The organism is Silicimonas algicola (assembly GCF_003970735.1).
Lineage (GTDB): Bacteria > Pseudomonadota > Alphaproteobacteria > Rhodobacterales > Rhodobacteraceae > Silicimonas > Silicimonas algicola.
The window spans coordinates 3,172,566-3,197,201 of record NZ_CP034588.1 but is presented as its reverse complement, the minus strand read 5'-3'; the positions used below and the strand labels follow the sequence as shown (position 1 = coordinate 3,197,201).

The following is a 24,636-nucleotide window of genomic DNA, read 5'->3' as shown; positions in this document are numbered from 1 at the left end:
GGCTAAAGTCCCAGCTTGCGGCGCACCCGCGCCTCGAACAGCCGGACGAAGCCGGCCGCAGGCAGCGAGATGGCGAGGAAGATGATGCCCACGAGAGTGTAGGGCTCGAGGAAACGATAGTTCTCGGAGCCGATGGCGTTCGCGGTGTGCAGAAGCTCGGCCACGCCGATCACGCTCAGCATCGGCGTATCCTTGAAGATGCCGACGAGGTAATTGCCCATGCCCGCGATCGACGGCGGCAACGCCTGCGGGATCACGATGCGCAGGTAGGTGTCTCGCGTCGACATGTTCAGGGCACGGCAGGCCTCCCACTGGCCTTTCGGCACGGCCTCGATGCCGCCTCGGTAGACCTCGGAGAGATAGGCCGAATAGTGAAGCCCGATGGCGATCATCCCGGCCGTCCAGGGAGACAGTCGCACTCCGAATTGCGGACCGACGTAGAAGACGAAGAAGATCTGAAGGACGAGAGGCGTCGAGCGGATGAATTCGACCACCTCGCGTACGGTGAAGGTCAGGGACCGGACAGGCGTCCGCTGGGCCAGCGCGAAGACCAGGCCCAGGACCACCGCGATGGCATAGCCGAGCCCCGCCGCGATCAGCGTGTTCACCGTTGCCGCAAGAAGGCGCGGCAGGATCTCGAAGGTGAATTCCCAATCCCAGTCGAACCTCATGCGCGTCCGAGCCTCCGCGCCATGACCCGCTCAAGCCAGCGCATGAAGGGTGTGATGAGGAAGCGTGCGAGGATGTAATAGATGATCAGCGCCGTGCCGAAGGCCTGGGCCGAAAGGAAGGTCGAGGCGTTGATCTGGCGGGTCTGGAACATCAGGTCCGCGACCGAAATGAGCGCCACGAGCGCCGTGCCCTTCAGAAGCTCGATCAGCAGGTTTCCCCAGGGCGGCAGCATCAGGACCAGCGCCTGCGGCAGGATGATCCGCCGCATCCGGCGGGCGGGCGACATGGACAGCGCATAGGCGGCTTCGTACTGACCCCTCGGTACCGCCTGGATCGAACCGCGCACGATCTCGGCGCCGTAGGACCCGATGTTCAGCCCGACCGACAGGAATCCGGCGGTGAACTTGTCGAGGGTGATCCCGAAAAGCGGCAGGACGTAGAAGAGCCAGAAGAGCTGGACCAGAAGCGAAGTGCCGCGGAAAATCTCGATGTAGGTGATCGCCACGCCACGGATCAGGACGTTCTTCGACAGCTTGCCAAGCCCTGCGGTCAGCGCCGCGAGGATCGCGACGACGACAGCCAGCAGGAACTGGATGACGGTCACCCAGGTGCCGCTGACGATCAGCGAACCGTAGGTTTGCAGGAATTCCAGGAGTGACATGCGTTTCTACCGCCGGATTAAGCGGAACGGGGGCGGGCGCGCCGCCCCCGTTGTCCGGGTCAGCGGTTCGCGCAGACCCATTCCGTGGTCACGTCGCCGGGCAGCGTGGCCTCGCTGTAGCCATACTCGGAAACGGCGGCCAGCATTTCCTCGGATCCCAGGTACTCGGCCTGCGCCTCGTTGAAGGCATCGACGAAGTCCTGGTCTTCCTTGCTGAAACCGATGCCCGCCCAGTTGAAGGAGTCTTCGGGCATGGCATTGGGGTCCGACACGTCAAGTTCGCCGCCTGCGCTGTCGGCGAGCTGCTTCATCGTGAAGTAGGTTCCCGCCCCGGCATCGGCGCGCTCCGCCCGGACAGCCGCGAGGATTTCGGTCGGCCCCGGAACCTGCATGATGTTGCCGTCCTCGACGCCCGCGTCGCGTGCTGCCTGGATGTTGGAGTAGCCCGCACCCGTCACCATCACGGCGCCCTGTTCCTTGATATCCTCGTAGTTGTCGAGGCCCTTGGGGTTGCCGGCGGGCACGAGGAAGCCGTCACCGATCCGCGCCATCGGCTCGGAGAAGGCGACGTTCTCGCAGCGTGCGGCGAGGATGTTCATGCCACCCGTGATGATGTCGAAGCGCCCGGCCTGGAGACCCGGGATCAGCCCGCCCCAGTCGGTCTGGACGGGCTCGATGTTCGTATATCCCATCTTATCCAGCACGCCGAGAGTGTGCGCGTTGACGAACCCGAGCGGCTCGCCGTTCGAACCGGGATAGGCGAACGGCAGTTCGTTGGCGAATCCGATGCGGATGGGCTCGCCCGCTTCGATGCGGTCCATAAGTGGCCCGGCGCTGGCCGCAAATACCGAGGTGCCGAGCATCAGCGCGGCGGCGATTGTGGTCTCAAGAGATTTCTTCATGGATCCCTCCGTTGTTGGACTTGGCGGAGCCTCGTGACCCGAGACTTTCTCTGTTGTGCACATCATTGCGGCCTCGGCTTAGGTGTCAAGAAATTTCCCTTCCAAAATTCCTCCAGTCAGGGCAATGATCCGCAATATTGCGGCTGCTTCGCGCATGATGTGTACAATTGAGGCTCCCAGAACCCCATGAGCTACGAAAACGCTCCTTTTTCGGCCGCCGAGTACGGCCGCCGACTCGACAAGACCCGCCGCGAGATGGAGCGGCGGGGAATCGACCTGCTCTTCATCACGGATCCCTCGAACCAGGCGTGGCTGACCGGTTACGACGGCTGGTCCTTCTACGTGCATCAGGGCGTGATCCTGCCTGGCGACGCCGACCCGATCTGGTGGGGCCGGATGCAGGACACGAACGGCGCCCGCCGAACGGTCTGGATGGAGAACGACCGCATCGCGGGCTATGCGGACACCTTTGTGCAGTCCACGACCTGCCACCCGATGGAGGATCTGGCCGGTCACCTGCGTCAGGAAGGCTTCGCAAAGGCGCGGATCGGCGTCGAGATGGACAACTATTATTATTCGGCGAAGGCGCACGCCGTGCTCGCCGCCGAATTGCCCGACGCGACGATGGTGGATGCCACAGGCCTCGTGAACTGGCAGCGGATGGTCAAGTCCGACGAAGAGATCATCTTCATGCGCAAGGCGGCCCGGATCTCGGAGAAGATCGTGCGCACGGGGATCGACCTGGCCCGACCGGGACTCCGTAAGAACGACCTTGTGGCCCAGATCACCCGCGCCGGGATCGAGGGCGTGGGTGACGACTGGGGAGACTATCCCGCCATTGTTCCCCTTACTCCCTCGGGACTTGATGCGACGGCTCCGCACCTCACCTGGAACGGTGAGCCGATGAAGACCGGAGAGGCGACATTCTTCGAACTTTCCGGCTGCTATCGCCGCTATCATGCGCCGCTCTGCCGGACGGTCTTCCTCGGCACTCCGCCCGACGACATGGTCCGCGCGTCGGACGCGCTGACCGAAGGTCTGGAAGCCGGGCTCGACGCCGCCCGTCCCGGCAACCGCGCCTGCGACATCGCCAATGCGCTCGGCGAGGCATTGACCCGCGTCGGCATCGAGCGCGGCAACCGCTGCGGCTATCCGATCGGCATCTCCTACCCGCCGGATTGGGGCGAGCGTACCGTCTCGCTCCGCCCGTCGGACGAGACGGTTCTTGAACCGGGGATGACGTTCCACTTCATGCCGGGCCTCTGGCTCGACCGCTGGGGGCTCGAGACGACAGAGCCGATCCTGATCCGCGAAAGCGGTCCGGCCGAGACGTTCTGCTCGGTCGAGCGGAAGCTCTTCGTGAAGGATTGACCCCGTGACGACGCTTGCCGAAACCAAGGTGCTGTTGGAGGAACTGGTGGCTTTTCCCACCGTGTCCTCCGACAGCAACATGGCGATGATCGCGCATCTCGCCTCGCGTCTCGACGGCTGTGGCGCGCGGGTCGAGATCTACCTCGACCCGTCGGGACAGAAGGCCAACCTCTTTGCGACGATCGGGCCGGAGACAGATGGCGGCATCGTCCTGTCGGGTCACACCGATGTCGTCCCCGTGGCGGATCAGGACTGGGCGACGGACCCCTTCTTGATATCCGAAGCCGACGGTAATCTCTACGGTCGGGGCACCTGCGACATGAAGGGCTTCATCGCGGCCGCCGTCGCGATGGCGCCGCGCTTCGCCGAGACCGTCCGTGACCGTCCCATACACTTCGCCTTCACCCACGACGAGGAGATCGGCTGCATCGGCGCTCGGGCGCTGGCGCAAACGCTGGGAGAGAAGGGGCTTCGCCCCTCGGTCGCGATCATCGGCGAGCCGACCTCGATGCGGATCGTCGAAGGCCACAAGGGCTGCTACGAGTACTCCACGCATTTCACCGGGCTCGAAGGCCACGGCTCCGCCCCCGACCGAGGCATCAACGCCGTCGAATACGCCGCGCGCTATGTCGCGCGGCTTCTCGACCTGAAGGAAGCGCTGAAGGCCCGCGCGCCGTCCCGAAGCCGGTTCGACCCGCCTTGGACCACGATCAACACCGGCGCCGTCATCGGCGGGCACGCTCACAACGTGATCCCCGGCCTGGCCCGCGTCGACTGGGAAATGCGCCCTGTCCAGGCGGGTGACGCCGAACTCGTCAAATCCGACCTCGCACGGTTCTGTGCCGAGACACTCATCCCAGCCATGCGCGCGGTTTCTCCCGACGCCGACATCGTCACCGAGACCATCGGCGAGGTCGACGGCCTCGTCCCAGCCGACGAGAACGAAGCGAAAGAGATCGTGATGGAACTCACTGGCGAGACGGAGGCCGATTGCGTGGCCTTCGGCACCGAGGGGGGCATCTTCCAGGCCATGGGAATGTCGGTGGTCATCTGTGGGCCGGGGTCGATCGCCCAGGCCCACAAGCCGGACGAATTTCTCGCGGAGGCTCAACTCTCGGACTGCCTGCAGATGCTCGACAGGCTTGGCGGCCGTCTTTCGCAGTGATGCGGGTCGGGCCTACCCTTTGCCCCTGCGGGCAAGGTCGTCTAGACCTTCGGCGCAAGGCGGCGGGAAGCAGGCGATGAACATTGAGGATCCGAAGGTTCCCGGCGGCGCGCGAAACCGGTTCGCACGGATGCACGACGAGATCCGCACGCGCATCTGTCTTCTCGACTATGCGCCAGGCATGCGTCTTTCCGAAGAGACGCTGGCGGCCGAATTCGGCGTAAGCCGCACGCCGTTGCGACGGGTGCTTGGCCGGCTTGAAGACGAAGGGCTCCTGAACTCGATGCACGGCGTCGGCACCTTCGTGACGGACGTCGATATCGCACAGCTCGCCCAGACCTATCGCCTGCGTCTCGAACTCGCCGAGCTGCTTGGAACGCTCGATCCCGTGCCGCCCTCGATCGACCTGCTCGAGGAATTCCGCACGCTCTCGGCGCGGTCGAAGGCGCTTATCGCCAGCCCCGACCCGCGGCACTTCGCGCAGCTCAACATGGATTACTTCCTGACGCTTCTGAAGCTGACGGCCAATGAACCGCTTCGCACGATCAGCGAGCGGCTCTATTTTCAGACGACCCGCATCTGGCTGAAGTCGGTTTTCGCGTCGCGCATCGACTTGCACGACGAGGTGGTGATCTTCGACCGCGAGATCGACGATGTCCTGCTGGCGGTCGAGATGAACGATCTCCACGCCGCCACCTTGATCCAGCGTGCGCATATCTCGATGAGCTTCGTCCGGATGACGGGCCCCAAGGATCCGGTGTAAGGCCCGGCGCGTCAGAGGCGGGTGAATTCCTCTTCGCCCAGGTCCTCGAGGATCATTCGGCGGGCGCGGCTGACGCGGCTCTTGACGGTGCCGATCTCGACGCCGCAAATCTGCGCCGTGGTCTCGTAGCTCTCGCCCAGCATGACGACGAGGATCAGGGTTTCGCGATAGCAGGCCGGGAGTTGCCTCACGACCTTCATGATCTCGTTGCCGTAGTAGGACCATTCCTGGCTGCCGGCCGAGACCGGGATGTCGGAGACGCAATCCTTGCCGCCCGGCCGCTCGCGGTTCCGCTTGACGATCTCGTTGTAGAAGGTGTTGCGCATGATGGTCATCAGCCAGGCGCGCACATTCGTGCCCCGGGTGAAGCGGCCGACGTTGGCGATGGCCTTGGTGAGGGTTTCCTGAACGAGGTCGTCGACCTCCTGCTGCTTGCGGGTCAGGGACCAGGCATAGGCCCTGAGGGCCGGAATGACGCTGATGATGTCGTCAAGGGTTTCGTCTTTCTCTGCCTGAATCAGCATCTCGCCTCCCACCGGCTTGGGTTATCTCTTTCCTTTTCAATCGGGTACCACAGAACCCCCAACCGACCCGCCGACCCGTCGCCTACCGGAAATGACCTCGGCCGGGTGCGCGCATGCACGCTGCGGACACCTTCGAACAACGTGACCCCCGGCGAAGTGTTCCTTGCCTTGCACGCCGGAGGGCCCGCCGCTGTCCGGGGGAGGCCCGCGTCCGGCACCGGAGAGACGTCGTTCGGGGCGGTCAGCGCCCGGACGCGCCCCGTTTCCGAAGCTGATCCTGGAGGTGCCGCGCAAGCTCGAGAAGGCGCTCGGGGACATCCTCGGATTCAATCCTCCGAAGGTGCTCTTCCAGTTCCCGCTTCATCGCGGTCTCGTCGGCGGTCGTGGTGGACTGCTCCTTCATTTTCTTTCCTTGTCCTTTCCTAGCCGCCCCGCGGCCGTGTCCGGCCATTGCCTTTGCGTCAGGGAGTCTACTTCGAGTTTCACGCACGGGTCCCTTTCGAAGTTTCATGCATGGACCAATGACATTAACGCTGGTCTCCGAAGCGGCTGCCGTCTTGCGGTTGAGCTGCGTGGCGTCGCCATGGCGACATGGCTCTCCCATCTCGCCTTCGAGCCTTGTCGTCAGGAACAATCGGGACGGGCAACTGTTGCTGGGGATCAAGAAAGCCGCCCCGGCTTGGGGTCGGTTCGCCAGAAAGGGAGCATCCGAATGGCGATATTCTCTGGTGACGGGATCATCGAAGAGGCCGAAGCCATCGCGAGCGGCGTGCCCGCCGACAACGTCCTGAACGCTGCCCCCGCGCAGGCCGTGGAACACAATGAGATCATGCGCTGCGGCACCCTCATCGCCTGGTCCCGCGAACCGGGCAGGGACGATTGCGCCGATCTGCTCAGGCAGACGATGTCCGAAAGGGAAGCGGCTGACGAGAAACGGACGCGGCTTTCCGAGGAATGCCTCAACCAGGCAGCCTGACCGGCGGGGTCTGTCCTCCCCAGCCCTGCCGGCCATGGTGGCTCGTCGCCCTTCGAAACCGAAGGGCGGCGAGCGCAGTTCCATTCACAGAAAGGCAGTCAAATGGCACAAGATTCTCGAAACGACCCCCGGCGCGGAATGCGTCAGAACTACGGTCGGCCTTACGGAGAGGGGTCCCCGTACAGTCCCGGTGCCGTTGCCGGACCTCATTCTGGGGTGCATCCCGGTGCGACCCGCCATGACAGGGACGCACCCGATCGACAGGAATATCATTCCGACGACTGGCGAAACGCCGACGGCGACCGCAGCATGTGGGACCGCGCGGCGGACGAGGTCTCGTCCTGGTTCGGCGACGATGCCGCGCAAGCGCGCCGCCAGGAAGACCATCGCGGACGCGGCCCACGCGATTATGTCAGATCCGACGAACGCATCCTCGAGGACGTGAATGAACGTCTGACGGACGACCCTGACCTCGATGCCACGGATATCCGCGTGTCGGTGAGCGAGCGCGAAGTATCGCTCGACGGCGAGGTCGGCTCCCGACTCGAAAAGCGGCGTGCGGAGGATTGCGCCGAGTACGTCTCGGGTGTCGCTCACGTCCAGAACAACCTGAGGATCAGGTCCGTCTGATCCATTTTTGACAACGGCGTTCGCTTTGCCGACACGGCGGGGCGGATCGCCGCCCGACTACCCAGAAGGAGACTACCATGAACGTCGCGCGCCTCTCCCCACTGCTTTTGTGCGTCATTTGCGCGGGTCAACCTGCGTTCCCGCAAGAGACTTCCGAAGAGCCAACGGTGCCGGAGCAGCCGGCGGCCGAAGTGGAAGGGGCCGCACCGGCAGAAGAGCCGTCGCCGGAGGCGGGAGCCGCCCCAGCGCAGCAGCCAGCGGCGGAAACGCAGGATGCGCCGACAGCGGAGCCGCAGGAAGTTCCAGAGACAGAACCGCAGCCAGCGGCGGAGCCCCAAGGCGCGCCCGAGGCCTCGTCCAATGACGTCGACACTGCAGCGGCGGATCAGCGGCCACAGATCGCCGACCTCCCTGCTCATGCGGGACAGGACTGGCCGCTCTGGGGCGGGGGAACGCTTGCGACGCGCTATTCGACGCTCGACCAGATCACGCCGGCGAACGTCGGCGAGTTGGAGCGGGTCTTCGTCTACCGCACCGGAGACATGCCCCAGGGCAACGCCGAAGGGAAGTATTCGCCCGAGACGACGCCACTCAAGGTCGGTGACGACCTTCTCATGTGCTCGGCCATGAACGCACTCATTTCTATCGATGCCGCCACCGGCGAGGAGAACTGGCGCTTCGATCCGGGTGTGCCGAACGAGGCCATTCCCTACGGCGCGACTTGTCGCGGCGTGTCCATATATACCAATCCTGAGGCGGCGGAGGGCGATCTCTGCGCCACCAGGGTCGTCGAGGGAACGCTCGACGCCAAGCTGGTCGCCGTCGACCTCGAGACCGGCGCTCCCTGCGAAGACTTCGGGGAAAACGGCACGGTGGATCTCTGGCAGGATATCGGCGAACGGGTGCCCGGCTGGTACGCCGTGACCGCTCCACCCGCCATCGTGCGCGGTGTCATCGTCACGGGTGCTCAAGTGCTCGACGGACAGGCCGAGGAGGCGCCGTCGGGCGTCGTGCGTGGCTACGACGCCGTCACCGGCGAACTCGCCTGGGCCTGGGATCTGGCAGCGCCCGAGCAGAACCGCGACGGCCCGCCCGAAGGCGAAGTCTATACGCGCGGCACGCCCAACATGTGGACGACCGCCGTGGCGGACGAGGAACTGGGGTATGTCTACCTGCCGATGGGCAATTCGTCGGTGGATTATTACGGCTCCAACCGGTCGGAAGCCGAAAACGAGTTCGCCACTTCCCTCGTCGCGCTCGACGCCACCTCGGGCGAGGAGGTCTGGCATTTCCAGACCGTGCGTCACGACGTCTGGGACTACGACCTCGGCAGCCAGCCTACGCTTCTGGACTATCAGGGAACCCCGGCGATCCTGCTGCCTTCGAAGCAGGGGGATCTCTATATCCTCGACCGCGAGACCGGCGAGCCGCTGACACCTGTGGGCGAGCTGACCGATCTGCCCCAGGGCGAGGTGGAGCCGGACTACATCTCGGAGACGCAGCCGATCTCGGAATGGCACACGCTGCGCCAGCCACCGCTCGAGGAGCGCGACATGTGGGGCGCCACGCCGCTGGATCAGCTCTGGTGCCGCATTCAGTACCGTCAGGCCGAGTACCAGGGCTTCTACTCGCCGCCGACAGCCGGTACCCGCTGGATCCAGTATCCCGGCTATAATGGCGGGTCGGACTGGGGGTCGGTGGCCCTTGATCCGGAACACGGGGTTCTCATTGCGAACTACAACGATATCCCGAACTACAACCGGCTGATCGAACGTCCCGATCCGTTGGAGAGCGACGAGTATACCACCATCGCCGAAGCGCCCGAGACGGTGGGCGCGCCCGAAAACCCCGCCGGCCCGCAGGCAGGCTCGCCCTACGCCATCTCGGTCAATGCCGGCTGGCGCAGTGCGCTGACCGACATGCCCTGCACCGAACCGCCCTATGGCGGCATTCGCGCCATCGACCTTTCGACGGGCGAGACGCTGTGGGACGAACCCATCGGCACTGCACGCCGCAACGGGCCCTGGGGCATTCCGTCCATGGTGCCTCTCAAGATCGGCACGCCAAACAACGGCGGGTCGGTGGTGACCGCTGGCGGGCTTATCTTCATCGCGGCGGCGACCGACAACCTGTTCCGCGCCATCGACATCGAGACGGGCGAGACGCTGTGGACCGATGTCCTGCCAGCAGGCGGTCAGGCGAACCCCATCGCTTACGAGGTGGACGGCAGACAGTACGTCATGATCACGGCGATGGGCCACCACTTCATGGAGACCGGAGTGGGCGACTACGTCATCGCCTACGCCCTGCCATAGCGAGCACGTCGTACTCAGGAAGGAGATCCAAGGTGACTCAGGCATCATCCACCATCGATCACGATACGATCCGTACCTGGGCCGAGGAAAGGAACGGTCACCCCGCCCGAGTGAAGGACTCGGGCGAGGGCGGCATCCTGAGGATCGATTTCGATCCGCCCGAGGACTCGCTGGAAGAGATCGAGTGGGAAGAATTCTTCTCGGTCTTCGAGAAGAGCAATCTCGCGTTTCTCTATCAGGAGAAGACGGAGGAGGGTTCCATCAGCCGCTTCAACAAGCTCGTGCATCGCGAGGAGGATGGCTGATGGCCCTGCGGGCGCTTCTCAAGACGCCGAGAGACGTCTTGCGTGGTTTGATCCGAAAGACGTCCGGCGCGCCGGCGGCGCTGCAGGTGCGTGACGCGGGGCCATCTCAGATGAGAAGTCCGCCGCGGGAGTGGGACATCGTGGACGAGGCGTCGGACGAATCCTTTCCCGCCAGCGATCCTCCCAGCCGCTGAAAAAGTGAGACCGGGCAAACCAGGCGAACCGGTATTGGACCGGTTCGCCGCACACTCGTCAGCACTATATCTCTGGGAAAACACTCCGCAGGCCATCCGATCGCCCGCGTTGCCGGAGGGCTGAGTTTCATAGTCGTCGATGCCCGCGTGGATGACGAAGGCGGCTCCGTCTTCGTCCAGGATCTGACGTTCCACGTCGAGGAACGGCAGAACGACTTCGACCTGGACTATCCCGTTCTCTGCGACCGAGATGTTCGGCATGTCACCCGGATGGGGGCCACCCTCGGCGAGAACGCCGTGTTGGCGATCTCCGGCGACATGACCGCCAGCCGAACTGAAGTCCTCGGACTCACAGTCGCCAGTTTCATGAAGGTGAACCGCGTACTGGCCTTCGGGCAGGTTCGAAAGCGTCAGGGTCGCCAAGGCCAGTCCCGAGGCCGTGTCGTGAACGCGCACCGCGCCCAGGTTGTTGCCTTCGCGGTCCGCGATGTCCGCTGTCGCATCCGCGGAATGGGCAACCGTCGCAAGCAACGTCGTTGCAAGCACGGACAGGATCTCGAGTCTCATGAATTCCTCCACTGTTTGTTCGGCAGGGCCGGCTTTTGCCGCCGGCGTTAACTGTGAACGTCGAACAGGGGAGGGCCTTCGATGTTCCGGACAGGGTATGCCGCCTCGAAAGGGCCATCACGCCGCAGATCCCGATCGGGTTCCGGGAGTGTTCGAAAGAGATGTGTCCGCGCCGGAAGGTGGAACGCAGCGGAACTACTCGGACTGGCTGATGGCGTAGGTCGAGTGTTCCATGAATGACGGGTTGATCTCGACACCCCAGCCGGGGGCGTCCGTGACACGGACCTGCCCATCGACGACGTCATAGGGGCGTTCGACGAACAGCGTATCCGCCCATTGCTGGCTGTATGGCCCCTCAATCGAATATTCGAGATACTTCCCCGCGTTCGGGATCGCCCTCAACAGATGCATCGAGCAAAGCGTCACAAGACCATGATTTGCCGAGTGCGGCGTGCAGGGGAGGCCCGCATCCGCCGCCATTTTCGCCACTTGCAGCGTCCGACACATCCCGCCGAGATAAAGGATGTCCGGCTGTACGACATCCACGGCTCTCATGCCGATGATCGATTTCCAGGCCGAGATCTCGCAGTCCTGTTCGCCGCCGGTGACGTCTATCGACAAGGCATCGGTGACGTTCTTCGTCCATTCGTGCTCCCAATAGGGGCAGGGCTCCTCGAAATGCGATATGTCGTTCTGCTCGAGCATCCGGCCGACTTCGATCGCGCGACCGGGCGTGAAGCCCGAATTTCCATCGACCAGCTTGCCGATACCGTCCCCGAGCGCCTTGGAGACACGGGGGACGATGGCCTCGGTGCGTCCGGGCCACTTGTCGACATCGCGACCGCACTCTGCGCCGACGCGCCATTTGAAGGCGCTGAACCCTTGCTCGTCCCGCAGCCGGCACAGCCGATCCGCTTCGGCTTCGGGCGTGATATCCCGCCTCATGGAACTGCCATAGACGCGTAGAGGACCAGGGCTGCCGCCGATCAGCGATGTCACCGGCTTGCCTTCGATCTTGCCGCGCAAATCCCAGATCGCCGTGTCGAGGCCTCCGGTGGCTCGCCGCAGGTAGGTTCCGGGAAACTTGCACTCCTTCTCGCCGATCACCTCGATGGTTTCGGCAAGCTCAATCGGGTCGGTCCCCAGCGCGTGAGGGGCGACCTGGCGGTGGAGCACGTCGCTGGTGATGTCGGCGTTATAGGTCGACACCTGGCCCCACCCCTGCTCTCCGCTGTCCGTCGTCACGCGGACGAAGCCGATGAGCGTGTTGGTGAACGTTTCGATCCGTGCGATCTTCATCTTGGGTCGCCTCTTCAGGTGATGGCATACAGGTTCTGCCGGACATGACGCACGACGGGACGGTCGCCCGCCAAGAGCCATTCCTCGGTCTCGAAGTAATGCTTGCCCCCGGTCTCCCACGTGCGGGTGATGCGTGCAGAGGTGCGGTATTCCACCCCCACGGGCGCGGTCGCGAGGTGCTGCACACCGACCCCGGCGAAGATCACGGGCATCGGAAGGACGAGGTTTCCCAGCGCATCGCCCATCGTCTTACGGATCAGGCATCCGGAATGGATCAGCGCGCGGTCGGCGAATATGCTTTCGGTTTCGTGGAAGTCGGCCAGCGACTCCTCGACCAGATCCCGGGCCAGGATCGTCTCCTCACTGCCGAGCTGCAATCCCTCGCGCGCCGTGCCGGGCTGCAACTCCAGCCGGGGCTCGAAGGTCGACAGCAGCGGAAGGTCCTTAGGCGGATCGGGTGCGCGGTCGGCCAGCCCGATGCTGCCTGCCAGAACCACCTCACCCGTCTCGGCGTGGGCCACCGCGACCTCGGCAGTCCAGCCGTTCTCTTCGCGTTCCAACTCGCCGCGCGTCACGACCAGAGGATCGCCGTTGTAGACAGGCCGGCGGAACCGGACCTGAGCGCGCCCCCGCGCCAGCCAGTCTTCGCCCCATCCCGTCAGGGCGATCCGCGTGGCGTGACCATAGACGAATACGCCCGGAAGGAGGGCCGCACGGAAGCCCATGCGCCGTGCCGTCTCGTCCTCGTGGCTTGTTCCACGATAGCGCGGGCGCGGATCGAGGACGGCGGTGATTTCGAGGCGCTCGGGCAGGGCGGGCATCACATCCCCGGCGCCGGCACGTCGGCCAGCGCACCGCTGGCCAGGATGGCCGCGATCTCGGCCTCGGGCAGCGACAGGACCTCGCGCAGGACATACTCGTTGCCCTCGCCATACCCGGGCGCTGCCGTCCGGGCCGAGCCTTGTGCGATCTCGGAATGCAGTGGCAGACCGGGATGGTCGTGCCGGCCCGCGACAGGATGGTCGCGCGGTGTGAAGAACCCGCGCGCGCGCAGATACTCGGAGTTGGCCAGGTCCGGTGCGGTCTCGACCGCCGATGCAGCGATGCCTGCCGCCTGAAGCGTCTCGGCAAGCGCGTGGCGGTCCTGGGTGCAGGTCCAGTCCGCGATCATCGCATCCAGCGCCGCCTCGTTGATCTTCCGGTCGGACAGCGTGGCAAAGCGGCCGTCCCGGGCCAGCGTCTCGCCACCCATCATGCGCGCCAGCTTCATCCAGGCCGCGTCGCCTGGGGCGGCGACGGCGATCCAGCTGTCCTCGCCCTGCGCGGGATAGGCATTGTGCGGCGCCATGTCGGGGCGGTGATTGCCGTCCGGCACCACGTCGTGGCCTTCGATCAACTCCGGTCCGATGAACTGCATGGCCGCCTCGACCTGGGCCATTTCGATGTGCTGGCCTTCGCCCGTCCGGTCGCGATGGTGCAGCGCCGTCAAAATCGCCGCCGCGGCGTTGAACCCGCCTATCGGGTCCATGTAGGACGGGCCGGTCACGGTCGGCTTGCCTCCGGGGTAGGAGATCATCGCCGACATGCCCGCCGCCATTTCCATTGTCGGTCCGAGTGCGGCATAGCCGGCGTCAGGGCCAGTCAAACCGTAGGCCGGCATTTCGATGACGATGAGGCCGGGCTGTTCCTTCGACAGAGTGCCGTAGCCGAGTCCGAGACGGTCCAGCATGCCGGGGCGGAAGTTGCAGATCAGAACATCCGATACCGCGATCAGGCGGCGCAGGACCGAAAAGCCCGAGGGGTTCTTCAGATCCACCACCAGCGAGCGCTTGTTCACGTTCTGCGAATTGAAGGTGAAGCAGCGATCCCAGGGACGCTCACCCGGATCGAGGTCCGGGTATGTGACCGGGTTCGGCTTGTCGCGGTTCGACCGCCATGTGTTCGTGCGTGTCGGGCTTTCGATGTGAAAGCTCTCGGCCCCGTACCAGGTCAGAACGCGCCCCGCCATAGGACCGGCCCAGGCGGTCGTGAGTTCTACGACGCGGATTCCCTCAAGCGGCAGCATGGGCGCTCCCGTCCGGTTCCCGCGCCGGCGTCTTGCTCAAGCGGAATGGCACGCCCGGCAAGACGTGGGTCTCGCCGCCGATGGTCACGCGCCGCCAGTAGCCACGCTCGGCGAGATGGCGGCTTTCGCGGATTTCGCTGATACGATAGGCGCGCGCCGCGATGATCCCCTTCGCCTGCAACTCGGCCACGAAGTCCTCGGGATCGCGGTCGGCAACCTTGTCCTGCACCAGCGCGAAGAAGGCGGGCCAGTTCTGCTGACGGACCGGCACTTCGGCAAAGCGCGGGTCGGTCAGGCACGTCTGGAGCCCGAGCAACTTGCACAGCGTCTCGAAGCGATTGGAGTAGACCCAGATACAGACCCATGACCCGCGGCAAAGCACTTCGCCCGCAGGAATGTCCTGATCGCCGCGACGGCGATCCGTGCCGTTGTAGATCGTCTGCAAGACATAGGGAAAGCACATCGCCGCCGCGGTTTCGGCCGCGTCGATCCTGATCGTGTCCCCTTGCCCCGTGGCCCTGCGAGCGCGAAGCGAGGCGAGGATCTGAATATAAGCGGCTTGCCCCGCCGCGTAGGATGCCCTTTCGCCGGTTCCGTAAAGCGGCTCGCGCCCTCGAATGCCGTTGGAAATCATCATGCCCGAGGAAGCCTGCAAGACGATCTCGGGCGCTTTCCAGCCGGCCTTCGGCCCGTCGTCACCAAATCCCATGATCCGGACAACTAGGGCCGCGGGCCATAGGTCTCGAAGGTGCGCCGGATCGTCTTGCGGTCCGCAAAGCACGACATCCGGCGGGGAGGGCGGTCTGCCCCGGTGCTTTCCGAGGTTCAGATGCAAGTCGAGTGGCGCCAGCGAGGTGCCGTCACCTCCCGCCGCAATTTCGGCTAGGTCGCCCGACACGACCAACCAGACATCGGCACCGAAATCAGCGAGAAGCTTACCGCAGAATTGTCCTGCCACGGTTCCGGAGCGGTCGTGGACCACATGTCCCTCCAGGGCGCCTTTCATGTCGCCGGGCTCCGTTGAGCGATCGGATAAGGTGTCGCGAAGTGGCAGGCGGCGGTGTGTCCCGGCTCGACCTCGATAAGCGGCGGCCGCTCGACGCTGCATATTTCCGCCGCTAGCGGGCAGCGCGTGCGGAAAGGACAGCCGGAGGGTACATTCGACGGGCTCGGGACGTCGCCCTCCAGAATGATGCGGTTGCTTCGCGCGGCAGGGTCGGGGCGCGGCGCAGCCGACATCAGCGCCTCGGTGTAAGGATGGTGTGGGCTCGAGTAGATCTGCGCCTTCGTCCCCATCTCGACGATCCGGCCGAGATACATCACTGCCACCCGGTCGGCGACGTGCCGGACGACGGCCAGGTCATGGGCGATGAACAGGAACGAAAAGCCGCGCTTTTCCTGCAGATCCTGCATCAGGTTGATGATCTGAGCCTGAATCGACACGTCGAGGGCCGATACAGGTTCGTCGGCGACGATGAACGCCGGGTCGACCGAGATCGCGCGCGCGATGCCGATCCGCTGGCGCTGCCCGCCCGAGAACTGGCGCGGCCTGCGGTCCATGTACGAGGGCGGAAGACCGACGAGATCGAGAAGCTCGGCGACTTTCTCGCGACGGTCCTTGCGGGACTTCGTCAGACCGAAGCTGTCCATCGGCTCGGCGATGATGTCGGCGACGGTCCGGCGGGGGGAAAGCGAGCCGAACGGGTCCTGAAACACCATCTGCATTCTTTGGCGAAGCTGGCGGATCTCGTGCCGGGACATGGCACTCATGTCGCGGTTCTCGAACATCACGCGCCCTTCGCTTGCCTCGATCAGGTGCAGGAGAAGCCGCCCGAGCGTGGACTTGCCGCAGCCGGATTCGCCGACGACGGCCAGAGCCTCGCCTTGGTGGATCTGGAAGCTGACGGACTCCACGGCGCGGACCGGAGGGCGCTTCGGCCCTAGTCGCATGGTGGTGTCGGTGAACGTCTTGCCCAGGCCCTGCACGTCGATCAGCACGCTCATTCGGCCATCTCCTTCGAGACGGCCCAGCAGGCGGCGCGGTGACCGGGAGCGTAAGGAACTAATGGCGGCATCTCGACGGCACACCGGTCCATGCGCGCCGGACAGCGCGGGCGGAAGGGACAGCCGGCCTTGATCGTGCGCGCGGGAGGCACCGATCCGGGGATCTGGTAGAGCCGCTTCCGGGTGTCGGTGAGCGAAGGCACCGATCTCAGCAATCCCTGGGTGTAGGGGTGCAGCGCGTTCGCGAACAACGATCCCACGTCCGCATCCTCGACCACCTTGCCGGCGTACATGACGACGACGCGCTCGCAGACCTCGGCCACAACACCAAGGTCGTGGGTGATGAGAAGGATCGCCGAATTGAAGCGCCGCCGAATGTCCAACATCATCTCCAGGACCTGCGCCTGGATGGTGACGTCGAGCGCGGTCGTGGGCTCATCGGCGATCAACAGGCGCGGGTTGCAGGCCATCGCGATGGCGGCCATGACCCGCTGCCGCATCCCGCCGGAGAACTGATCGGGATAGGCGCCCAGCCGGCCCTCGGGATCTGGAAGGCCGACCAGCCGCAGCAGATCGAGCACCCTTTCGCGGCGCCGATCGGCGGACATGGATTCGTGCAGCATGATCGCCTCGGCGATCTGGTCGCCGATGGACATCAGGGGGTTCAGCGACGCCATCGGCTCCTGAAAGATCATGCCGATGTCCTTGCCGCGGATCGCAGGCATGTTGCGCCGGGGCACCTTGAGCAGGTCGCGTCCGTCAAACAGGATTTGACCCGAGATGCGGGCGGGCGGCTCGGGTACAAGGCGCAGCACCGACAGCGCGGTCATCGACTTTCCCGAGCCGCTTTCCCCGACGATGCCCAGCGTCTTGCCGGCGTCGATCGAGAAGGAGACCCGGTCGACAACGCGCAGCGGCCGCGCAACCGGTCCGAACTCGACCGAAAGGTCCCTGATGTCGAGAAGTCTGTCGCTCACTGGTTGGTCTCTGGGTCTAGGAAGTCGCGTACCGAGTCGCCGATGATGCTGATGGCGAGCACGACGATCGTGATCGCGAGGCCGCCCGCAGCGATCGGCCATTGCGTCGCGAACATGTTGGAGAGGCCATCGCGGATGATGTTGCCCCAGGAGGGGTTCGGCGGCTGGGTTCCGATGCCGAGGAACGAGAGCGTTGCTTCGATCCGGATCGAACTCGCCGACCACAGCGCCATCAGCACGACGATGGGCGCCGCGATGTTGGGGACGATGTGGCGGAAGATTATGCGCGGTGTCGACACACCGGCCGCCACCGCCGCCTCGACATAGGGTTCCTGCTTGACCGCCATGGTCGAGGCCCGTGCCACACGCGCGAAGCCTGGGGTGAATGCCACGGTCAGCACGACGACGATGTTCCAGAAGCTGCCCCCCAGCGCCGCCGCGATCAGGATCGCCAGCAAAAGCTCCGGGAAGGCCATGAGCATGTCGATGACACGGCTGATGACCCGGTCGACAATGCCGCCCATGTACCCCGCCGTCACGCCAAGGAGCGTCCCGAAGAACGCCGCGAAGACCGGGGAGAGCAAGCCGAAGATCAGCGAGTTCTGCGATCCGTGAATAAGTCGGCTGAGAACGTCGCGGCCGAACTGGTCAGTCCCGAGCCAATGGTCCCAGGAAGGCTGCCGATTGATCTGAAGGATCGACTGCCGCAGAGGATCGTGGGGCGCCAGCAGGGGCGCGAAGACCGCAATCAGGATGAACAGGACCACGACAACGAATGCGATCCGGGTCGAGGGCCGCTCCAGGATGACCTGAGCGAACGCCTCGCGGAAGCCGGGTTCGGGTGCAAGCGCCTCGCGTTCGGCGACAAGTTCAGCGGAAGCTTCCGCGGTGCTTGCGTCGGTCATGATTTCATCCGGATGCGCGGGTCGATGAAGATGTAGACGATGTCCATCAGAAGGTTCACGAGCACGACGAAGGTGGCGAACATCATCACGCCCGCTTGAATCACGGGATAATCCCGCTCCTGGATCGCACTGATCAGCAGCCGGCCGATGCCCGGCCTGTTGAAGACGAGTTCGATGGCCACAGCGCCAGAAAGCGTTGCAAGGATCGAAATGCCGATCCCGGTGGACAGGGGCAGCATCGCGTTTCTCAGCCCGTGGCGGAAGATGACCCTGCCTTCACGGGCACCCTTGGCGCGCGCCGTCCGGACATAGTCGCGCCCCAGAACCTCCAGCAGCGACGTGCGGGTAAGACGTCCGAGGAAGGCGGACTTCAGCAGCGCCAGCGAAAGCGCCGGCAGGAAGATGTGGTGCAGGCCGTCCCAGAACCCCTCACCAGCGCCGTTGATCGGAAACCAGCCGAGGTTCAGCGAGAACACGATCAAGAGAATGGCGCCAAGATAGAAATCGGGTACCGAGTAGCCGATCAGGGAGTAGATCCGCAGCGCGTTGTCCGGCAGCTTGTTCCGCTGGGTTGCTGCATAGAGGCCCAGCGGGATGCCGATGAACAGTCCCAGCGCGACCGAGACAATCGTCAGATAGACCGTGTGCGGCAGGTTGTTGGCGATCAACGTACTGATCGGAATGTTCGACATAAGCGAATTGCCGAAGTCCAGGCGGACAGCATCCCACAGGAAGTGGACGTATTGCAGCCAGAGTGGATCGTTCAATCCCATCCGCTCGCGGAAAGCTTCAAGCTGGCCGCCATCGGCATTCGCGCCGAGAGCGGCCAGCGCCGGATCACCCGGAAGGATGCGCATGGCGATGAACACGAGCGTCAGCACCAGAAACACGGTCGGAACCAGGTCCAGGAGCCTCAGAAGTAGGTATCTCGCCATGCGCTGCTGTTTCCCTCAGCCGACGATCGAGGCCTTGCAGAAGCGCCAGTAGGCATAGCCGCCCTGAACTTCGTAGCCGAGATCGATGCGCGGATTGCGTACGACGAGGTACGACAATGTCGGCAATCCGCCCATCGGCAGGTCGCGCTGGATCTGCAGCTCAACCTCGCGACCCTTGGCGACGTAGTCGTCGAAGGTCGTGGTCTGAAGCATCTCCGCAACGAGATCGTCGACACCGGGCATAAGCACGCCGTAGTGCGAATAGTTGGCGCCGCCGGAACCGTCTTCCTTCATGTTGGCCGCCGAAACCGCATAGTCGTTGAAGACGTAGAGCGGGACAGGTGGCAGCGACGACGAGTTGATGTTCAGAGTGTTCAGGTTCTGCCGGTTGGTGGCGTGATAGGCCGAGTGGTCCATGATCGTCAGGTCGATGGTGACGCCGATCTGGCGCAGTTGCTCCTGAATGATCAGGTGCTGCGTGCTGTAGTCCTCGCGCTGCGAGGTATTGACCGGGATCGTCAGCCCATTTGCGAAACCGGCGTCGGCAAGCAAACGCTTGGCCTCGTCGGGATCGTATTCATATCGCAGATCCTCCGGCAGTTCCTCCAGGTCGAAGCCCGTGGGATAGTTCGGCGGGTTCAGGGTGTAGACCATCCGGGACATCGGCTGGAGCGCGTCAACGATCTCCTGCTTGTTGATGCCGTGCATGATCGCTTTGCGGACCTGGATGTTCTGCAGCGGATCCTTGGCCAGGTTGAAGAACAGCGTGTTGAACGATCCCGGCACCGTCATGTCGAAAAGAAGATCCGGCTTCTGCGCCTGGATCTGCGGCACCCAGCCCGGCTGGCGCACGCCCTCGGCCATATCGACGTCACCGGAGATAAGCGCCAGAGTTCGCGCCGTGGTATCCGCGATGTACAGGCACTCGACGTTCGTGATGATCGCCGGCTCGCCCCAATAGTCCTCGTGACGGCTGAGATAGGTGCCGCGTTCGCTGTCGAAGCGATCGAGCTTGTAGGGGCCGGTGCCGACGGGTTTGGTCGCGAAACCCTCTCCCAGCTCCTCCTCGGCCTTCTTCGAGATGACCATCACGTGGCGTGCAGCGACGGTGGAGCCGAGGAACATCGGGTCCGGGTTCTTGAGAACGATCGTAACCTCGTACTTCCCGGACTCGATCACCTCGGCGATGTTGGTGTAGTTGGCACTGCCGACGCTGATGTCGCGTGCGCGGACGAAGGACCGGGCGACGTCGGCCGAGGTCATCTCGCCATAGCCGTGGTGGAACTGGACGCCCTGGCGCAGCGTAAAAACCCACGTCTTCGCATCGTCGGACGTCGTCCAGCTTGTGGCAAGGCCCGGCGTGAAGTCGTCGGGCGAAACGCCGAAGTTACCATCGGGCGGCTGCGCGAGGTACTCGAACATCTGGATCACCGCCCAGTTGTCCGAACCCTGCGTGGTCTTGGCCGGATCCGCGCTGCGGGGTCCGCCAGCCGCGCTTGCGAAGCGAAGCGTATCCGGCGCGGAGGCGCGCAAGCGTGGGGCATAGAGGCCCGCCGCTGATGCAGCGAACGCCGTGCCGAGAAGTGTACGTCTTGTGATCATGTCTCTCTCCCTGATTGCAGTCGCGCGAGCCGTGCAGGCCTCGCGGCGCCTTGTCCGGATTGCTGCGTGCCGAATTGGCTGCATCCGGATTTCGTGCGGTCTGTGAGTGCTAGGTGCGACGCCGATCCAACTCCTCATCCCGCAACCTCAGACCCAGCCCCGGCCCGTCCGGCACATCGAAACAGCCATTGCGCGGGATCGGCGGGTTCTCGAAGGCGGCGTGCATCCGGTCATCGGGATCGGCGAACTCGGCGGGCTTGGTGTTGTGCATCAGGGTCGCAAGCACATGCAGGTTGGCCACATGGCCGATACCCGGCTGCGTCTGGTGCGGAACCAATTCGACTCCGTGGGCGAAACAGATCGCGGCGCACTGCATGAGCCCGGTGATGCCGCCCATCTTGACGATGTCGGGCTGCACCATGCGCACGCCGGCGTTGATCATGTCGACGAGGGCTTGCGTGGTATAGGTCTGCTCGGCGGCAGAGACGGTGATGTCGAGACGCTGGGCGACCTCGCCCATCGCGCGGACGTTGTAGTGCTGCACCGGCTCCTCGAACCAGATGTAGCCCAGTTCCTCCAGCGCGCGGCCGACGCGGATCGCTCCGCCGACGGAATACTGATTGTTCGCGTCGAATGCCAAGGGGAAGTCGTCACCGACAAGGCCGCGGACCGCCTTCGCCTTTGCGATGTCGCCGGGAATGTCATGGTCCTGGCGGGTGCGGTCTCCGTCCCATCTTATCTTGATCGCGGCCGGCGTCTCCGAACGCCACCGCCGCTCGACCGTGCGCACGACGTCGTCCACCGACCGCTCCGCATTGCCGCCGATCGAGGCGTAAAAGGGCAGCTTCGTCCGCCACGCTCCGCCCAGAAGCTTGTAGATCGGCAGGCCCAGCGCCTTGCCCTTGATGTCCCACAGCGCGATATCCAGCGCCGCAAGCGCCCCGGTGACCGCGCCTTCGGGCCCCAACTTGATATAGCGGTGCAGAAGCCGGTCCTGGATCACCGCCTGATCGAAAGGGTCGGCACCGACGAGACTGTCCGAGAAGTGTCTCACGACAAGCAGGCTGTGCTCGCCGCCCATCATGGGCGAGGCCTCGCCGTATCCTGTCAGTCCGGTGTCGGTCCGCACGCGAACCATCGCGGTGCGCCGGCCGGGGACGTCACCCGGCCTCCACGACACCTGGAAGGCCTCCACGGACGCAATCCGGTGATCGGCCCGCACGGGCACAGGGCGTCCCGAAGCTGGAGCATCTTTCAGCATGCGGCGCTTCCTCCCCTTGCATCCCCCTTACGCCAGAGGGGCGATGCTTTCAGGTAGACAAACATATTTTGCATCCGTATTCAGATAGTATCTCGTGATTTCGTTTTTCGGGCTCCGCGGGTTGGTTGGGCGGTGCCAGGGCTTTTGAAAAAGCTCAGGCCCGCCGGCGCCGCAGTCGTGGTGGATTAATTAAAATCGTTTATACGTAGGATGTTAGGCTTATATGAGCCTCCGCTATCCAGGTGGTGAGTTGGAGCATGGCAGCAGTACGACGCAAGAGCCTTCGCTGGCGCAGCAACGCAATTGCAGCACGGCGTCTCCCCATATTCGCTGCAGCGCAACATTGGTTGCAAGCGTATTCATTGGAGCCCTGGCCGCTTCCGGACGAAACTGTTGGTCTTGGACGGCCCATCCATTAAACGTCCGCCAACTCGGACCACAGATGCTTTGGACTAGTGACAAATATGGGTAGCGCGCCGAAACCCCTGACATCGCGACAACTTGCAAGTCTGCTCGGCGTCAGCCAGTCCGCCGTCTCGCGAGCGTTCACCCCAGGCAGTAGCATCTCGGCAGACCTGCGCGAGCGCATCCTGAACGGCGCAAACGAGCATGACTATCGCCCGAACGCCATCGCCTCGATGCTGACCAAGCGGCGCACGAACATCGTCGGGATCGTGGTCTCGGACATGCAGAACCCGTTCTATCCGGCCCTCATCGAAAGATTGACCCAGGGGCTTCAGCGGGCGGGTCTGCAGAGCCTGCTGTTCAACATTACTCGTGGCGCGAACATCGAAGATCAGATGATCGCCATTCGAACCTATAACGTCGATGCAGTGGTGGTGATCGCGGCGACGATCCTTAACCCACGGACATTGATGTGGGCGACGGAAGGTCGTCGCTCGGTCCTCCTGAACCGCTTGGGCCAGGACGACATCGACACAGTCTGCTGCGACAACGTCGACGGCGCCCGCGCCATTGTCGATCACCTTCATTCCATCGGGTGTCGCCGCGTGGGCTATGTCGCGGGCCTCACCAAGACTGCGGTCGGCATGACGCGCCATAGCGCCTTCACGACGCGATTGGCAGAACTTGGCATGCGACTGACCGGTACGGCGTCAGGTGGCGTCTACAGTTATGACGCCGGCTGGCGCGGCGCTCTCGAGCTTCTGCCCGAGCGGCCGGACGCCATCTTCTTCGCCTCTGATATCCTAGCTCTCGGGGGTCTTGACGCGCTGAAGCGCGAGGGAGCGGCCGGCGATATCGCCACTGTCGGGTTCGACGATATCCCGATGGCGTCCTGGCCCGGATACGCGCTGACCACATATCGGCAGCCGATCGACGCAATCGTTTCGAAGACGGTGGACCTGATCGTCGCTGAAAATCCGGAGACCCCTCGGCAGCACCTTCTTGTCGGCGACCTCGTGGTGCGCGCTTCGACTGTGCCCGACGTTACCCCCGGCCTTCATCCACAGCCATGAAGCCGCCGCTTCACGTCGCGCACCAATTCGACGATGCGGCGCATTGCTGGCTCCGCTCGCACCTCCCGGACGGCACGCCGCTCGACAGGCTTTCGCCAGATGCACCCTGGGACGTGCCCGAGGGGACGACGGTCCTTCTGGTCGGGAACGGCAAGCTGCGCAGTCTCACGCGTGAAAAGCCGCAGTGGGCCGCAGACCTCTCATGGGTGCATGTGCGCCCAACGGGCATAGACGCGGCGCCCGAATGGCTGTTCGACGTTCCGGTTCTCACGATTTCGCGCGGCGCTGCGGCCACGGCAATCGCGGAGTATGTGCTTGCGGCGATGCTGCAGGCGGAGAAGCGTCTTCCAGACATACAGGTCAAGCAAGCGTCCGAGTGGGCGCCGAGACAGGTCGGCGCACTGGCTGGCAAGAGCCTGGGCCTTTTCGGCTTCGGAGAGATCGGACAAGCCGTCGCATCGCTTGCACAAGCGTTCGGGATGACAGTCCGGGCCACGCGGAGACGTGCGGTTTCCTCCGGTTCAGCGGTTGAACTGGTCTCCCTGCCGGAGCTTTGCGCGCTCAGCGACCACCTTGTGCTTTGCGCGCCGCTTACCGAAGAGACGCGCAACCTCTTCGACAAGACGACGTTCTCGCAGTGTCGTCCCGGACAGCATTTCGTCAACGTGGCGCGGGGCGGGCTCGTCGTGCCCGAGGCGCTGCGCGAAGCTCTCGACGGGCCCGTCGCGCGGGCCACTCTCGACGTCTGGACGGAAGAGCCACCGCCCGACGGACACTGGGTCTACACGCATCCCCGAGTTTGCCTGACCCCGCATTGCTCGTCCTCCGGTCCTTCCACGACACTGCGTTTGCAGCAGATACTCGAAAATAACCTCGGGGCTTGGCTTGCGGGACGCGTCGAGGACATGACCGGCAAGGTTGCACGCGACGGTCGCTATTGATGAAGCGGATGCCCGGCTTGAGTGTGCTGCCGGATTAGCACGGGGCGGTCTCCTCAAGGATCCACATGTGGATATCGGGCAGGCCCGTCCCCGGTCGGCCACTCGGAGAAGCGGCCGACCGGGA

Annotated in this window: 25 protein-coding genes and 1 pseudogene; 10 read left to right on the top strand and 16 right to left on the bottom strand. The window is 64.3% G+C overall.

What is annotated here, in order from left to right:
- Window positions 1-2: 2 nt before the first annotated feature.
- Genes ehuD through ehuB form a run of 3 tightly spaced genes read right to left on the bottom strand, consistent with a single transcriptional unit; the run spans window position 3 to window position 2,235 of the window.
- Window positions 3-671: an ectoine/hydroxyectoine ABC transporter permease subunit EhuD gene (gene ehuD, locus EF888_RS15675; protein ID WP_109759914.1), complete on the bottom strand. Its 669-nt coding sequence runs from the start codon at window positions 669-671 to the stop codon at window positions 3-5.
- The gene (ehuC, locus tag EF888_RS15670; RefSeq protein ID WP_109759915.1) at window positions 668-1,333 is read right to left on the bottom strand and encodes an ectoine/hydroxyectoine ABC transporter permease subunit EhuC; all 666 of its coding nucleotides are present in this window, start codon (window positions 1,331-1,333) and stop codon (window positions 668-670) included. Before ehuC ends, ehuD begins: the two co-directional genes overlap by 4 nt.
- A 59-nt stretch (window positions 1,334-1,392) precedes the next feature.
- Entirely contained in the window at window positions 1,393-2,235 is an 843-nt protein-coding gene (gene ehuB, locus EF888_RS15665; RefSeq protein WP_109759916.1) for an ectoine/hydroxyectoine ABC transporter substrate-binding protein EhuB, read from the bottom strand.
- Between the two features lie 186 nt (window positions 2,236-2,421).
- Here ehuB and EF888_RS15660 point away from each other — a divergent pair, with 186 nt between their 5' ends.
- The 3 genes from EF888_RS15660 (at window position 2,422) to EF888_RS15650 (ending at window position 5,534) form a co-directional block, all read left to right on the top strand.
- Entirely contained in the window at window positions 2,422-3,606 is a 1,185-nt protein-coding gene (locus tag EF888_RS15660) for a M24 family metallopeptidase (protein WP_109759917.1), read from the top strand.
- A gap of 4 nt (window positions 3,607-3,610) precedes the next feature.
- The gene (gene argE, locus EF888_RS15655) at window positions 3,611-4,771 is read left to right on the top strand and encodes an acetylornithine deacetylase (protein WP_109759918.1); all 1,161 of its coding nucleotides are present in this window, start codon (window positions 3,611-3,613) and stop codon (window positions 4,769-4,771) included.
- Between the two features lie 76 nt (window positions 4,772-4,847).
- Window positions 4,848-5,534 (top strand): GntR family transcriptional regulator, encoded by a 687-nt coding sequence (locus EF888_RS15650; RefSeq protein ID WP_109759919.1) that lies wholly within the window; start codon window positions 4,848-4,850, stop codon window positions 5,532-5,534.
- Window positions 5,535-5,545: 11 nt separating this feature from the next.
- Here the strand turns inward: EF888_RS15650 and EF888_RS15645 are convergent, their stop codons facing one another.
- Window positions 5,546-6,058 carry a sigma-70 family RNA polymerase sigma factor gene (locus EF888_RS15645; RefSeq protein WP_164721648.1) on the bottom strand — a complete coding sequence of 171 codons (513 nt, stop codon included), beginning with the start codon at window positions 6,056-6,058 and terminating at the stop codon, window positions 5,546-5,548.
- 241 nt (window positions 6,059-6,299) lie between these two features.
- Entirely contained in the window at window positions 6,300-6,461 is a 162-nt protein-coding gene (locus tag EF888_RS21920) for a hypothetical protein (RefSeq protein ID WP_164721730.1), read from the bottom strand.
- A gap of 309 nt (window positions 6,462-6,770) precedes the next feature.
- Here EF888_RS21920 and EF888_RS15640 point away from each other — a divergent pair, with 309 nt between their 5' ends.
- The 5 genes from EF888_RS15640 (at window position 6,771) to EF888_RS15620 (ending at window position 10,478) form a co-directional block, all read left to right on the top strand.
- Window positions 6,771-7,034, top strand: a complete 264-nt coding sequence (locus EF888_RS15640) for a DUF892 family protein (protein WP_164721729.1) — start codon at window positions 6,771-6,773, stop codon at window positions 7,032-7,034.
- Between the two features lie 309 nt (window positions 7,035-7,343).
- Entirely contained in the window at window positions 7,344-7,664 is a 321-nt protein-coding gene (locus EF888_RS22315) for a BON domain-containing protein (RefSeq protein ID WP_241239695.1), read from the top strand.
- A gap of 77 nt (window positions 7,665-7,741) precedes the next feature.
- Window positions 7,742-9,979: a pyrroloquinoline quinone-dependent dehydrogenase gene (locus EF888_RS15630; protein ID WP_420902634.1), complete on the top strand. Its 2,238-nt coding sequence runs from the start codon at window positions 7,742-7,744 to the stop codon at window positions 9,977-9,979.
- Between the two features lie 32 nt (window positions 9,980-10,011).
- A complete protein-coding gene (locus tag EF888_RS15625; protein ID WP_109760952.1) occupies window positions 10,012-10,284 on the top strand; it encodes a hypothetical protein in 273 nt (90 codons plus the stop codon).
- Window positions 10,284-10,478: a hypothetical protein gene (locus tag EF888_RS15620; protein WP_109760953.1), complete on the top strand. Its 195-nt coding sequence runs from the start codon at window positions 10,284-10,286 to the stop codon at window positions 10,476-10,478. The genes EF888_RS15625 and EF888_RS15620 overlap by 1 nt, the downstream gene beginning before the upstream one ends.
- 141 nt (window positions 10,479-10,619) lie before the next feature.
- On the opposite strand, the pseudogene EF888_RS15615 reads toward EF888_RS15620, so the two are convergent.
- From EF888_RS15615 to EF888_RS15565, 11 genes and pseudogenes are all read right to left on the bottom strand, one after another.
- Window positions 10,620-11,045: pseudogene (locus tag EF888_RS15615) on the bottom strand (superoxide dismutase family protein); the annotation flags it as partial.
- Window positions 11,046-11,240: 195 nt separating this feature from the next.
- Window positions 11,241-12,344, bottom strand: coding sequence for a mandelate racemase/muconate lactonizing enzyme family protein (locus EF888_RS15610; protein ID WP_109760954.1), 1,104 nt, complete (start codon window positions 12,342-12,344; stop codon window positions 11,241-11,243).
- A gap of 14 nt (window positions 12,345-12,358) precedes the next feature.
- Window positions 12,359-13,165 (bottom strand): MaoC family dehydratase, encoded by an 807-nt coding sequence (locus EF888_RS15605; protein ID WP_109760955.1) that lies wholly within the window; start codon window positions 13,163-13,165, stop codon window positions 12,359-12,361.
- Complete coding sequence (locus EF888_RS15600; protein WP_109760956.1) at window positions 13,165-14,409, bottom strand: CaiB/BaiF CoA transferase family protein; 1,245 nt, start codon at window positions 14,407-14,409, stop codon at window positions 13,165-13,167. The genes EF888_RS15605 and EF888_RS15600 overlap by 1 nt, the downstream gene beginning before the upstream one ends.
- Window positions 14,396-15,415 (bottom strand): CoA transferase, encoded by a 1,020-nt coding sequence (locus EF888_RS15595; RefSeq protein ID WP_164721728.1) that lies wholly within the window; start codon window positions 15,413-15,415, stop codon window positions 14,396-14,398. Before EF888_RS15595 ends, EF888_RS15600 begins: the two co-directional genes overlap by 14 nt.
- Window positions 15,412-16,413, bottom strand: coding sequence for an ABC transporter ATP-binding protein (locus tag EF888_RS15590; RefSeq protein WP_109760958.1), 1,002 nt, complete (start codon window positions 16,411-16,413; stop codon window positions 15,412-15,414). The genes EF888_RS15595 and EF888_RS15590 overlap by 4 nt, the downstream gene beginning before the upstream one ends.
- On the bottom strand, window positions 16,410-17,390 hold the full coding sequence (locus EF888_RS15585; protein WP_109760959.1) for an ABC transporter ATP-binding protein: 981 nt from the start codon (window positions 17,388-17,390) through the stop codon (window positions 16,410-16,412). The genes EF888_RS15590 and EF888_RS15585 overlap by 4 nt, the downstream gene beginning before the upstream one ends.
- Window positions 17,387-18,295, bottom strand: a complete 909-nt coding sequence (locus tag EF888_RS15580; RefSeq protein WP_109760960.1) for an ABC transporter permease — start codon at window positions 18,293-18,295, stop codon at window positions 17,387-17,389. Before EF888_RS15580 ends, EF888_RS15585 begins: the two co-directional genes overlap by 4 nt.
- Entirely contained in the window at window positions 18,292-19,230 is a 939-nt protein-coding gene (locus EF888_RS15575; RefSeq protein ID WP_109760961.1) for an ABC transporter permease, read from the bottom strand. The genes EF888_RS15580 and EF888_RS15575 overlap by 4 nt, the downstream gene beginning before the upstream one ends.
- A 15-nt stretch (window positions 19,231-19,245) precedes the next feature.
- Complete coding sequence (locus EF888_RS15570) at window positions 19,246-20,832, bottom strand: ABC transporter substrate-binding protein (RefSeq protein ID WP_164721727.1); 1,587 nt, start codon at window positions 20,830-20,832, stop codon at window positions 19,246-19,248.
- Window positions 20,833-20,941: 109 nt separating this feature from the next.
- Window positions 20,942-22,093 carry a mandelate racemase/muconate lactonizing enzyme family protein gene (locus EF888_RS15565; RefSeq protein ID WP_109760963.1) on the bottom strand — a complete coding sequence of 384 codons (1,152 nt, stop codon included), beginning with the start codon at window positions 22,091-22,093 and terminating at the stop codon, window positions 20,942-20,944.
- Window positions 22,094-22,557: 464 nt separating this feature from the next.
- Here EF888_RS15565 and EF888_RS15560 point away from each other — a divergent pair, with 464 nt between their 5' ends.
- Together EF888_RS15560 and EF888_RS15555 are read left to right on the top strand one after the other, a co-directional pair.
- A complete protein-coding gene (locus tag EF888_RS15560; RefSeq protein ID WP_109760964.1) occupies window positions 22,558-23,571 on the top strand; it encodes a LacI family DNA-binding transcriptional regulator in 1,014 nt (337 codons plus the stop codon).
- A complete protein-coding gene (locus EF888_RS15555) occupies window positions 23,568-24,512 on the top strand; it encodes an NAD(P)-dependent oxidoreductase (RefSeq protein WP_109760965.1) in 945 nt (314 codons plus the stop codon). Before EF888_RS15560 ends, EF888_RS15555 begins: the two co-directional genes overlap by 4 nt.
- Window positions 24,513-24,636: the final 124 nt, after the last annotated feature.

Bases quoted from the DNA above. Each gene is read 5' to 3' on its own strand.
- ehuD (WP_109759914.1), bottom strand. From the start codon at position 671: ATGAGGTTCGACTGGGATTGGGAATTCACCTTCGAGATCCTGCCGCGC.
- ehuC (WP_109759915.1), bottom strand. From the start codon at position 1,333: ATGTCACTCCTGGAATTCCTGCAAACCTACGGTTCGCTGATCGTCAGC.
- ehuB (WP_109759916.1), bottom strand. From the start codon at position 2,235: ATGAAGAAATCTCTTGAGACCACAATCGCCGCCGCGCTGATGCTCGGC.
- EF888_RS15660 (WP_109759917.1), top strand. From the start codon at position 2,422: ATGAGCTACGAAAACGCTCCTTTTTCGGCCGCCGAGTACGGCCGCCGA.
- EF888_RS15650 (WP_109759919.1), top strand. From the start codon at position 4,848: ATGAACATTGAGGATCCGAAGGTTCCCGGCGGCGCGCGAAACCGGTTC.
- EF888_RS15645 (WP_164721648.1), bottom strand. From the start codon at position 6,058: ATGCTGATTCAGGCAGAGAAAGACGAAACCCTTGACGACATCATCAGC.
- EF888_RS21920 (WP_164721730.1), bottom strand. From the start codon at position 6,461: ATGAAGGAGCAGTCCACCACGACCGCCGACGAGACCGCGATGAAGCGG.
- EF888_RS15640 (WP_164721729.1), top strand. From the start codon at position 6,771: ATGGCGATATTCTCTGGTGACGGGATCATCGAAGAGGCCGAAGCCATC.
- EF888_RS22315 (WP_241239695.1), top strand. From the start codon at position 7,344: ATGTGGGACCGCGCGGCGGACGAGGTCTCGTCCTGGTTCGGCGACGAT.
- EF888_RS15630 (WP_420902634.1), top strand. From the start codon at position 7,742: ATGAACGTCGCGCGCCTCTCCCCACTGCTTTTGTGCGTCATTTGCGCG.
- EF888_RS15620 (WP_109760953.1), top strand. From the start codon at position 10,284: ATGGCCCTGCGGGCGCTTCTCAAGACGCCGAGAGACGTCTTGCGTGGT.
- EF888_RS15610 (WP_109760954.1), bottom strand. From the start codon at position 12,344: ATGAAGATCGCACGGATCGAAACGTTCACCAACACGCTCATCGGCTTC.
- EF888_RS15605 (WP_109760955.1), bottom strand. From the start codon at position 13,165: ATGCCCGCCCTGCCCGAGCGCCTCGAAATCACCGCCGTCCTCGATCCG.
- EF888_RS15600 (WP_109760956.1), bottom strand. From the start codon at position 14,409: ATGCTGCCGCTTGAGGGAATCCGCGTCGTAGAACTCACGACCGCCTGG.
- EF888_RS15595 (WP_164721728.1), bottom strand. From the start codon at position 15,415: ATGAAAGGCGCCCTGGAGGGACATGTGGTCCACGACCGCTCCGGAACC.
- EF888_RS15590 (WP_109760958.1), bottom strand. From the start codon at position 16,413: ATGAGCGTGCTGATCGACGTGCAGGGCCTGGGCAAGACGTTCACCGAC.
- EF888_RS15580 (WP_109760960.1), bottom strand. From the start codon at position 18,295: ATGACCGACGCAAGCACCGCGGAAGCTTCCGCTGAACTTGTCGCCGAA.
- EF888_RS15575 (WP_109760961.1), bottom strand. From the start codon at position 19,230: ATGGCGAGATACCTACTTCTGAGGCTCCTGGACCTGGTTCCGACCGTG.
- EF888_RS15570 (WP_164721727.1), bottom strand. From the start codon at position 20,832: ATGATCACAAGACGTACACTTCTCGGCACGGCGTTCGCTGCATCAGCG.
- EF888_RS15565 (WP_109760963.1), bottom strand. From the start codon at position 22,093: ATGCTGAAAGATGCTCCAGCTTCGGGACGCCCTGTGCCCGTGCGGGCC.
- EF888_RS15560 (WP_109760964.1), top strand. From the start codon at position 22,558: ATGGGTAGCGCGCCGAAACCCCTGACATCGCGACAACTTGCAAGTCTG.
- EF888_RS15555 (WP_109760965.1), top strand. From the start codon at position 23,568: ATGAAGCCGCCGCTTCACGTCGCGCACCAATTCGACGATGCGGCGCAT.